8 protein-coding genes are annotated in these 10,257 nt (G+C 73.1%); all 8 read left to right on the top strand.

What is annotated here, in order from left to right; translation table 11 throughout:
- Nucleotides 1-200 precede the first annotated feature (200 nt).
- The 8 genes from ACFYWX_RS09845 to ACFYWX_RS09810 all read left to right on the top strand — a co-directional run bounded on the left by ACFYWX_RS09845 (nt 201) and on the right by ACFYWX_RS09810 (nt 10,232).
- Nucleotides 201-1,115, top strand: a complete 915-nt coding sequence (locus ACFYWX_RS09845) for an effector-associated domain EAD1-containing protein (RefSeq protein WP_389423465.1) — start codon at nt 201-203, stop codon at nt 1,113-1,115.
- 71 nt (nt 1,116-1,186) lie between these two features.
- Complete coding sequence (locus ACFYWX_RS09840; protein ID WP_389423464.1) at nt 1,187-2,254, top strand: hypothetical protein; 1,068 nt, start codon at nt 1,187-1,189, stop codon at nt 2,252-2,254.
- Nucleotides 2,254-3,348: a HesA/MoeB/ThiF family protein gene (locus ACFYWX_RS09835; protein WP_389423463.1), complete on the top strand. Its 1,095-nt coding sequence runs from the start codon at nt 2,254-2,256 to the stop codon at nt 3,346-3,348. Before ACFYWX_RS09840 ends, ACFYWX_RS09835 begins: the two co-directional genes overlap by 1 nt.
- Nucleotides 3,333-5,066 carry an effector-associated domain EAD1-containing protein gene (locus ACFYWX_RS09830; protein ID WP_389423462.1) on the top strand — a complete coding sequence of 578 codons (1,734 nt, stop codon included), beginning with the start codon at nt 3,333-3,335 and terminating at the stop codon, nt 5,064-5,066. Before ACFYWX_RS09835 ends, ACFYWX_RS09830 begins: the two co-directional genes overlap by 16 nt.
- On the top strand, nt 5,056-6,327 hold the full coding sequence (locus ACFYWX_RS09825) for a JAB N-terminal domain-containing protein (RefSeq protein ID WP_389423461.1): 1,272 nt from the start codon (nt 5,056-5,058) through the stop codon (nt 6,325-6,327). Before ACFYWX_RS09830 ends, ACFYWX_RS09825 begins: the two co-directional genes overlap by 11 nt.
- Before the next feature lie 22 nt (nt 6,328-6,349).
- The gene (locus ACFYWX_RS09820; RefSeq protein ID WP_389423460.1) at nt 6,350-7,207 is read left to right on the top strand and encodes a hypothetical protein; all 858 of its coding nucleotides are present in this window, start codon (nt 6,350-6,352) and stop codon (nt 7,205-7,207) included.
- On the top strand, nt 7,204-9,060 hold the full coding sequence (locus ACFYWX_RS09815) for an ATP-binding protein (RefSeq protein ID WP_389423459.1): 1,857 nt from the start codon (nt 7,204-7,206) through the stop codon (nt 9,058-9,060). Before ACFYWX_RS09820 ends, ACFYWX_RS09815 begins: the two co-directional genes overlap by 4 nt.
- On the top strand, nt 9,057-10,232 hold the full coding sequence (locus ACFYWX_RS09810; protein WP_389423458.1) for an AAA family ATPase: 1,176 nt from the start codon (nt 9,057-9,059) through the stop codon (nt 10,230-10,232). Before ACFYWX_RS09815 ends, ACFYWX_RS09810 begins: the two co-directional genes overlap by 4 nt.
- The last annotated feature ends 25 nt before the right edge of the window (nt 10,233-10,257 follow it).

Raw genomic sequence — 10,257 nt, 5'->3', positions numbered from 1 at the left:
GGCCCCGTGGCTCTGCGGGTCGTTCACCGCGAAACTCCTCAGCCAACGCCACGACCTCCCCCCAAGTCGACGCGCCCCGCGCAAAGTGCAGGGGCAAAGCTCTACCACAAACGGAACCCCGAGTGAGACGTTTTGTGCAGGATCCGTTACTTGGCGTGAGGTCGTGTGCCAAGCTGTCTTCCACGAGGGGGGTGGGGCGCGTGGAGGCGTTCTCGGCCGGTGACATGCAGCGGGAGGGCATCCTGGGCCTCCTGGCGGAGTTGTATCCCGGGACCGCCGAGACGCGACTGCTGCTGGAGCCCCTGGGCGGCAGCCTGTCCCGGGTCCCCGACCAGGCCGCTCCCCTCGTCCGCTGGTACCAGGTCTGCCGCCTGACGGAGCACGGCGCCTTCCCGTTCAACCTGGAGAAGCTGCTGGAGGCGGTGCTGGCGGAGTATCCGGGCGCGACGCGGCTGGAGACGTTCCTCGCGAGGCGACGCGCCCGCGGGGCCGACGATGCCGGAAGTGCCGGGGCCCTCGCCGAGGTCGCGGTCGGGCTCCCCGATCCGGCGACCGTGCTGTTCCTGATGTCCGGCCCGCTCACCGAGGAACGGCTGCATCTGGGCACGGAGTTCGACGAGATCCAGGAGGCGGTCGCGGGCCCGGGTGTGCGCCGCGTCGACGTACGGGTACGGGCGGCGGCCCGCAACGACGTGGTGGTGTCGGCTCTGGACGCCGCCCGCCCGCACGTCCTGCACTACGCCGGGCACGGCTCGCCCAACGGGCACCTGCTGATGGAGGGGCCCGGCGGGAGCATGGCCCCGGTGCACACCAGCTGGCTGGCGCAGGCGCTCGCGGCGGTCGGCGGGGTGCACTGCCTGGTCCTGACGAGTTGTCACCTGGGGCGGGACCTCGAGGACTTCCGCTCCTGCACCGACTTCGCGATCGGCGCCACCGCCCCGCTCCGCAACCGCGACGCCCGGGCCTTCAGCCGGATCTTCTACGAGGCCCTGCGCCGGGGCAGACCGGTACCGGAGGCCTTCACACTCGGCAAGGCCCAGGTCACCATGACCGCCGGCAAGCCCCAGGGCCTGCGGATCGTACGGGGCCGCCGGGGCGGGGGTGACCTCCCGTGACCGAACCGACGGCCTTTCCACCGCCCGACGGGGGGTTACCGCCGGGCGACGGGGCCTGTTGGTCACCCGACGTGTCCGATTCGCCGCCCGACAGGGCCGGCTCCCCGCCCGACAGGGCCGGCTCCCCGCCCGACAGGGCCGGTTCCCCGCTCGCCGCGGGCTTTCCTCCGTCCGACGGTGTCATTTCGCTGCCCGACGCGGCAGCGCGCCGCCCGGACGACACCGAACCGCCGGACACCGTCGCAGGCGGACCGGCCGAGGCGCAGAGACCGGCCGACCGGCGCGGACCCGCCGACCCGCACAGAACCACCGCCCCGCACACAACCGGCGACGCACCTGGGGCCCGCCCCGCCCCACCCGCGCCCGACGCCGACGCCGGCGCCGACCGGGTCGACGCCGAGGCCGGTGCCGACGAGGTCCACGAGGACTGGGCCGGTGGGGACTGGAGCGCCGATGGGTGGGGTGACTTCGACTGGGCCTCGCATCGGGAGCGGGCCCGCCCGAGGGGCCCGGACGGCGGAGCGGAGGGCCGCAGTCGGCTGGCGATCGAGTTCGAACTCGGGGTCGCGGGCGGTGCGGACGACCCGGACTCCGACGCCGGGTCGGGTCAGCCCGAGGACAGGGTGACGGTCGTGACGGACCGTCTGCTGATCGGGCTGGGCGAGGCCGGGCAGGCCTGTCCCGAGTGCCACCACACCTTCCGGCTCGGCGAAGAGGTCGTGGTGGACCGCGACCCCGCCGCCGGCACGTTCGCCCTGCGCCACCGCGGCAGACTGCTGGGCTGCGGAAACGCCGGCACCCTGGACACCCACACCTCACGGCTCGCGGGGGACTTCCACCGCGGCCTCGACGAGACCAACCCGCCCTCCGGCGACATGCATCCGGTGCGACTGGCACCCGACCACAAGCTGGTCGCCCTGCACGCCGGGGTCGGGGACCGGCCGTCCACCCGTTTCACCTGCTGGGTCTGCGACATGACGCTCCGGCCCGGAGACCTCGTCATCCACTGCACCTGCTCCCCGCACCACCCCGCCTGCATGGGCGCGATTCACCGCGATCCGGAGCGGGGAAACCTCTGCTACGACGACTGGCGGGCCCACAACGACACCATTCCGTGTGTGGGAGGGGGCGGCGGCTGATGACCGACACGAGATCCGCTCCCCCGCCACAACCGGACGGCCCACCTCAGGAGTCGCGCTACGACCGCCACGCGCTGGTCCCCGGCTGGAAGCAGGACGCGCTGGGCTCGGCGACCGTGGTCGTGCTCGGCGTGGGCGCGCTCGGCAACGTCGTCGCGCAGGCCCTCGCCCTGGCCGGGGTCGGCCGGCTGCTGCTGTGCGATCCGGACGTGGTGGCACCCAGCAACCTCAGCCGCTGCCCGCTGTTCCGTCCCGACGACGTCGGCCGTCCCAAGGCACGGGTCGCCGCCGCCGCGCTCACCCGCCTGGCGCCGGAGGTACGGGCCGAGGCCCGCACCGCGCCGCTGGTCTCCGGCGTCGGCCTCGGCGAACTGCGCGCCGCCGAACTCGTCGTGGGCTGCCTCGACAGCCGGGCCGCCCGGATCGAACTCGCCACCCGCTGCAGCCTGGTGGGCGTCGGCATGCTCGACGGCGGCACCCACGACTGGGGCGGCCAGGTCACGTACTTCCCGCCCGGCGGCCGCTGCTGGGCGTGCGGGACACCGACGGACGAACTGGCCGTGGCGGACAGCCCCTGGTCGTGCGCCGCGCCGCTCGCCGCCGGGATGCCGGTCGGCGCGAGCGCCCCGGTGTCGTTCCTCGTCGGATCCTGGCTCGCCGGTCACGCCGTACGGCTGCTGCTGGGACTGCCGGTGGAGCCGCTGCCCCTGCGGATCGACGCGTACGGCTCCACGCTGCCCGTGTCCGGCACGGGCCCCATGGACACGCCAGGAGAGGACTGCCCACTGCACGAGCACATCGACGAGGACGCCGTCCGGCGACTGCCCTTCGGCCACGAGGCCCGGGTGAGTGAACTCCTCGCCCACGTCGGCGCGGACGAGGAGCCGCTGGGCTGGGCCGGCTTCCCGGCCGCGGACGAGCCGCCGAAAGCGCTGCCCGCGGCGTTCCGGCTGCGCGCGGCGGCGCCGGAGGCAACCCTGCGCGAGATCGGGGTGGCTCCCATGGAGCTGCTGGCCGTCACGCGGCGGGACGGAAACGGATTGCGGTATCTGGAGTTGGCGGGGGACGGGGGGATCCCATGCGAGACGACCTGAGAGACGAGCTGTACCGGGAACTGGAGGAGACGGTGACTCCGGACGAGGCGGGGATGTATCTCTCCTCGCTCCGCTTTCCCATGCACCGGCTCGACTTCAACGCCGTCCCGCAGATGTTCTGGTCCCAACTCCGGAAGCTTCTGACGAAGGGCGTCGTGGTCGACGGCGAGGACAGGCTGATCCAGCAGATCGCCCCCGCCTACCCGGGCAACCCGGTGCTCCAGAAGATCTTCTGGTCACTGGTCCCGGCTCCGCCCCACCACCACGGCGGCGGTCACGCACCACCGCCACCGCCACCGCCGCACGGGGGCTACGCGCCGTACGGCGCACCGCCCGCTCCGCCTCCCTACCAGGCGCAGACACAGCACGCGCCCCCGAACTACTTCGCGACACCTCAGGAGCCGGGCCCGCCGGCCCCCGCGCCGGGCATGGGCGCCGCCCCACCGTTCACCGGGCCGTACCACGTCCACCAGCCCCAGCAGCCCCACCCGGGCCGACCACACCCCCAGGACACCCCGCAGGCGGCCGCCGCGCCCACCGAGTTCCACACGCTGGTGTTCATCGCGGTGAGCCACCACGGTGAGTTCATCATGGCCGTGCAGGAGGAGGACCGATCCGCCCAGGTTCTCTTCGTCAGCTCCGGCGCCGGCGCCCCGGTGGGCCAGGTGGCGATGCTGCTGTCGGAGCCGCTGCCGCCGGAACGGATCACGGCCCTGCGGGACAGCCTGCGGGCCCGCGGAGCTTCGGACCTGGAGATCCTGCAGCAGGTGCACGGGCACCGCCCGCACATCTTCCGGAAGTTGCACGCCCTGGGCCCCGACAAGCAGCCGTACGAGTTCGACAACGTGCCCTCCACCACGACGGGGCACGACATCGCGGCCGCCGTCCTCGGGTTCGGTGAGGGCGCCCTGCGCGACCGGCTCGCGCGGCGGCGGCGGACCGTCGTGGACCGGGTGCTGCCCGACGGGGGCCTGGCGCGGCTGGACGATCTGTCGCGGACGCTGTACGACTCCGACGTGCGCGACGGCAACACGCTGCACGTGTGGCCCGAGAGCACCGCGGGCGCGGGCGCGCCGCAGGGTCGGATCCGGGCGATCCTGCGGGTGCGGCAGGAGATCTTTCAATACGCCCAGCAGCACGAGGACTTCTTCCGCATCGACCACATGGACGACGCGGAGTTCCCCACGGTCTACGACATCTCCTTCGATGCGCCCGGTTTCCGCCCCCCGCCCGAGGCCGCGCCCCCCGGTTCGCCCCCGATGCCCCAGAACGTGCACACGGTGACGATCCTGCTGGGTCCCAAGTTCCCGTACGGCGCGCCGCTGGCCGTGTGGCAGACCCCGGTGTTCCACCCGAACATCCTGGGTCCCCAGAGACCACCCGGATGCCCCCCGGAAGCCCCGGACGGACTGGTGTGTCTGGGACCGTTGAACCGGGCGTACCGGCCGACGATGGACTTCGGGAGGCTGTGTCAGATGCTGGTCGACATCGCGGGCTACCGCACCTACGACGTCCGCTCCCACAATGACGGTGGCGAGGGGTGGTTCAACGCGCGCGCCGCGCAGTGGGCCGCCTCCGAGAAGGGGGAGAGGATGATCAGGAAGATCGGCGGCGTGCCGTCGGCCCCGGCGCGGGAGAATCCGGACGGGGACGCCACGAGCCTGCGGGTGCGGGCCCTGCGGCTGCGGAAAGCGAACGTGGTCGGCGATGACGCCTGACGGCGGCCCTCGCAGGTTGCCCGGCCTGGGTCTGGAACCGGGCCGCGAGCCCCAGGTCGAGCTGTACTGGGGCGACGACACCGCGCGCATCGCCCGGCGGCTGCCCATGGTGCCGCTGCTGGAGGCCGTGCTGGCCGACGAACTGCGGGAGTACACGCGGGATCCGGAGTTCGGGTTCGTGCTGCTCTTCCACGACATCGAGGGCCGGGACCGGTACGAGGGGCCGCCCGAGATCGTCAACCTCCGTCCCGACTTCGGGCATCTGACGGTGCTGGCGCACATCGGGGACCGGGTGCTGTACCAGCAGCCGCACTCGGTGACCGGGTTGCTGGGTCCGGTGCTTGCGGCGCTCGGCCGCACCATCGACCCTGGCGAACCACGCTGGTCGTTCCGCGTCGACTCCATCGCGCTGCGCGACTCGGCGGCGCGCCGCGGCCAACGCGACGACGGGGAGCGCGGGGCCTATGAGGAGCGCGGGGACCACGGGGACTACGGGGACTTCGACCGCTACGACCTCTACGACCCGTACGACCGCTACGACGCCTACGACCGCCGTCGGCGCCGCGAGCTGCTCGGCGGCCGGGACGCGTCCCGGCTGCCGCCGATCGTGACGGGCTCCGGTGACGTGGACGTCACCCGCTCCTCGCGGCTGTCCTTCGGCGTGCGGCGGGTGGAGGAGCCGGAGGCGCCGCGGATCAGCTCCTCCGACACGCACGGTGCGGGGCTGCCGCACAACCTGGAGAGGCGGCCGGTGACGGTGCTGTTGACGCCGCACGTCCAGCGGCTGCTGGAGCGCGACCTGTCGCTGTCGCTCGCCGTCGAGGAGGGCGGCTTCCTCCTCGGCAAGGTGTACCGCAGGCCGGACGGCGCCGACGGGCATGTGGTGATCGTCGAACATGTGCTGCCGGCCGAGCACTCCGGGGCCTCGCACATGCACTTCACGTTCACCGGGGACTCGTTCCGCACCATGAGCCGTGTCATGGAGGAGCGTCATCCCGAGGACCAGCTGCTCGGCTGGTACCACACGCATCTCTTCTCGGCGGTCGGCGGGATGGGCCTGTCCCGCACCGACGTCGAGCTGCACCGGGCCACCTTCCGCCGCCCCTGGCAGGTCGCCGCACTGATCAACATCTCGGACGGCCGCCGCGTCGTGCGCTGCTACAGCCGCTCCGAGAACTCCATGGAAGCGTGCCCCCTGTGGAGCCGGGATGACGACACTGCCCCTTACCGTCTTACGCGTCCTTCGCTGGGCCGCCGTTGACTCCTGCGACCTTCCGCCGTCCGTGTCCGGCGCCGCCGACGGGCCGCCGGGTGCCGACGGCGACCCGGCGGCGGGGGTGGAACGCCTCGCGGCCGTGACGGCGGCCCGGCTGCGGCTGTCCGCCCCGCCCCTGGGCGACGGCGGTCCGGCCGGGCTGGGCGCGCTGCTGCTCGCCACCGCCGTGGCCCTGCGCCACACCCCAGAAGTGGCCGGGATGGCCCTGGACGTGTCCGCCCCCGACTCCGTGGCGGACCTGCTGGCCCGGCACGGACTGGTGCGCCGGGTCCGGTCGTGCGGTGACCCGGCGCTCACGCCCGACGGCCGGCTGAGCGACGAACTGCTGCGCCATTCCCCGCTGACCGGGCTGATGGGCGCGCCCGCGACCGCGCCCGGCGCCGAGACGGCCGCCGAGCAGGTCCTGGACCGGCTGCTCGGCCACCCCGAGGGCCGCACGAGCGCCACCACCGCCCTCGCCCCGCCGCCGGCCGACGCCCGCACGGCGCGCTGGCGCGCGCGGCTGTTGGAGCGCCGCCGGTACACCACCGGGGAGCGGCGGTGGGTCCAGGACGTGTACGAGACGGCCCTGCTGCACCACGGGCCGGAACTGCGCCGTCGTACCGCTCACGCCGTCGCCGTGCTGGCATCCGTGGGGCCCGTACCACCCGGCCCCGACGAGCGGGACACCGAGGAGGGCCGGGCTCTGGACGAGGCCGAGGCATTCGCCGAGTGGTGGCGGCCACTGGCGGTGCTCACCCACCGCCACGGGGAGGAGCTGCGCTCCCGCCCGCTGCTGAAGGGCTACGACGACGCCCTGGAGCTGTGCCGGATCCACCGGGGTGTGCGGGCCCGTGCGGAACTGACCCGATTGGCGGCCCGGTGAGCGATATTCCCTACGAGGTGAAGGTGGCGGCCCGCTCCGACGCCGAACGCAACGAGCTGCTGGGGGCGCCGCCGACGCTGTCGCTGCGCGGGGTACTGGCCGCCGGCGACTACCGGCTCCTCCAGGAGGTGCCGGAGGAGCTGTACGACCTGCCGTGGTACCGGTTCGCGCCGGACTGCGTGGTGGAGGGCCGGGCGGAGTCCGGGGCGGGGCCGTCCGAGGCGGTGCCGGACCGGGCGGCGGAGCACCCGGCCGAGCTGAGGGACGGTCAGGCGGTGCGCTCCGCCTACTGGGAGCACATCGAGCAGGTGGCCTCGCTGCTGCGCAACGGCCTCCCGGTCCTCGTCGTCACCGAGAAGCTGGTCGTCACCCACCTGTTCACCGAGATGACCTCGCTCGCGGAACTGCGTCCGGTGCTGCTGGAGGATCCCCAGGACGCGGCGGCCGCGGCCGTCGAGGATCCCCCGGCCGGGCAGGAAGTGGCCGTGCTGTCCGGGATGTCCGCGATGGCGCACACCTTCCAGGCCGAGGCGGGCACCCGCGAGGACCGGCTGAGCCAGCTGCGCACCCTGCTGGTGCACCTCAAGGAGCGCGACGTCATCGTCCTGCCCCACCTCGACCTGCTGTGCGGCGGCCAGGACCTGGGGCGGCACGCCGAGGCCAGGGAGCTCGTGGAGCTGCTGTACGAGTACCCGGACCGGCTCGTGCTCGCCTTCGCGGACACCTCGCTGCCCCTGCCGCACGTCCTCGCCGAGCGGTTCAGCGTCCGTGTCTCGATCACCGGCGTCCCGCCCAGTGTGCCGGTGCCGCACCGGCCGGACGCCCCGAGGACCCCGCTGGGCATCGCACTTGTCACGGCGGACGAGGCGGCCTGCTTCGAGGGGTTCCAGCCGCGGGAGTTCCACAAGCACGTGGCCGGTCTCAACCCGGTGCGGATGCGTCAGGCGATGCGCTACGCCCGGCAGCTGCACGCGGCGGGCGGCCCCGACGGCAGCCGCCCCACCGTCCGGGACCTGCGGGCCACCCTGCGCTCCTTCAAGGCCCAGCAGTCCACGAGTTTCGAGGTGCCCGACGTCACGCTCGACGACATCGGCGGCTACGAGGACGTCAAGAAGGAGATCGCGCAGGCCCTGTCCATCGTCACCGGCGCCCGTCAGCTGCCCGCCGAGCTGGAGGGGGTGCGCGGCGAGCTCGTGCCGCGGGGCTTCATCCTGCACGGCGAACCCGGCACCGGGAAGACGCTTTTCGCGAAGGCGATCGCCAACATCATGGACGCGACGATCCAGGTCGTCTCCGGTCCCGAGGTGCTGAACATGTACGTCGGCGAGAGCGAGCGGATGGTGCGCGAGGTGTTCGCCGCCGGCCGGCGCAGCGCCCCCTCGGTCATCGTCTTCGACGAGTTCGACGCGATCGCCGCGGAGCGCAGCGCCCGCCAGGACGGCGGCTCCCGGGTCGGCAACAGCGTGGTGGCGCAGATCCTCACCGAGATGGACGGCTTCCGTCCCGAGGTGCAGATGCTCGTCATCGGGACCACCAACCGCATCGACATCATCGACTCGGCCCTCCTGCGGCCGAGCCGGTTCCGCAGCATCCACATCGAGCTGCCCAGCCTGGCCGCCCGGCGACAGATCCTGCGCCATCATGCCCACCGCTACCACGTGGAACTCGAGGACGAACTGTTGGAACTGATCAGCGGCGCGACCGACCTCTGGAACGGCGACGAACTGCGCTCCCTGATGCGCAACGCCTCCATCGAGGAGAACCTGGAGGGCAGACCGCCCACCGCGCTCCAGATGGGCAGGCTGGTCGGCCGCATCCAGCACGAGCGCCGCCAGCGCAAGGCGCAGCAGTGACGACGCCCCCCACCGGCGGAGCCGGTCCGGCGCAGCCCGGCTGGGACGCGGACGACCTGCGGGCCATCCGTACGCTGCGCGCCCTCGGCCGCAGTGTGCAGCGGCACTTCACGGGCCGTCGGCAGGCCCTGGACCTGCTGGAGATCGCGGTCGTCGCCCAGGAGCACGTGCTGCTGCTGGGGCCGCCCGGAACCGGCAAGACCGATCTGGTGTCCCGGTTCGCGGCCGGTCTCGGAACGCACCCCTTCATCCGGCTGCTCACCCGCTTCACCGAGCCCGCCGAGCTGTTCGGCCCGATGGACGTGGCCGCCTTCCGCGACGGGCACCACGTGGTCCGCACCGAGGGCATGCTGCCCGAGGCGTCGATCGTGTTCCTGGACGAGGTGTTCCAGTGCGGCAGCCCGATCCTCAACACCCTGCTGACGGTGATGAACGAACGGCTGTTCCGGCACGGCGGGGGCACCGTTCCGGTGCCGCTGATCAGTCTGATCGGTGCCGCCAACGCGCTGCCCCGCGACCCGTCCCTGCTGGCCTTCGCGGACCGCTTCCTGCTGCGGCTGCATGTGGCTCCCGTGGCGGAGAGCCGCCTCGAGGAGCTGCTCGCGGCGCACTTCGCACCGCCGCCGCCGGATGCCGCGCAGCGGGCCGACGGCCAGGTCTACGTCGACAAGGAATCCCTGGCCCGCCTCGGCCGCCAGGCGGCCCGGGTCGACCTGAGCGGGGCGACCGACGCCTACCGGGCGCTGATCCGCGAACTGCTCGGGCAGGGAGTGACCCTGTCGGACCGCCGGATCATCCGCGGCACCCGGCTGGTGGCGGCCGCGGCGATGCTCGACGAGCGGGTGCGGGCCGTGCCCGGCGACCTGTGGCCGCTGCGGCACTTCTGGGCCGATCCGGTGCACGAGCCGGTGGTCGCGGAGGCGGTGAGCCGGTTCGCCGGGAGCACCGGAGCGGGCCCCCCGAAGGAGCACGACTCGCAGCAACTGATCGCGCACGCCCGGGTGTTGTTCCGGCAGCTGGGGACGGCCCCCGAACCCGCCGCCACGGAGGTGACGCTGCGCGGTCTCAACACCGTGCGCCAAGAGCTGGAGGCGGGCAATCCGCGCGACGAGGCCGCGTGTGACGAACTGGCCATTATCATCACCAACACGCTCGAGTTCCTTCCCCGTTGAACGGGGAGGCGACCGGGCCCTGTAC

This window comes from Streptomyces sp. NPDC002888 (assembly GCF_042888465.1).
Classification (GTDB): domain Bacteria; phylum Actinomycetota; class Actinomycetes; order Streptomycetales; family Streptomycetaceae; genus Streptomyces.
The sequence above is the reverse complement of the archived record's forward strand: the minus strand, read 5'-3'. Positions and strand labels throughout refer to the sequence as shown.

Coding starts and splice junctions, on each gene's coding strand:
- ACFYWX_RS09835 (WP_389423463.1), top strand. CDS start 2,254: ATGACCGACACGAGATCCGCTCCCCCGCCACAACCGGACGGCCCACCT.
- ACFYWX_RS09830 (WP_389423462.1), top strand. CDS start 3,333: ATGCGAGACGACCTGAGAGACGAGCTGTACCGGGAACTGGAGGAGACG.
- ACFYWX_RS09825 (WP_389423461.1), top strand. CDS start 5,056: ATGACGCCTGACGGCGGCCCTCGCAGGTTGCCCGGCCTGGGTCTGGAA.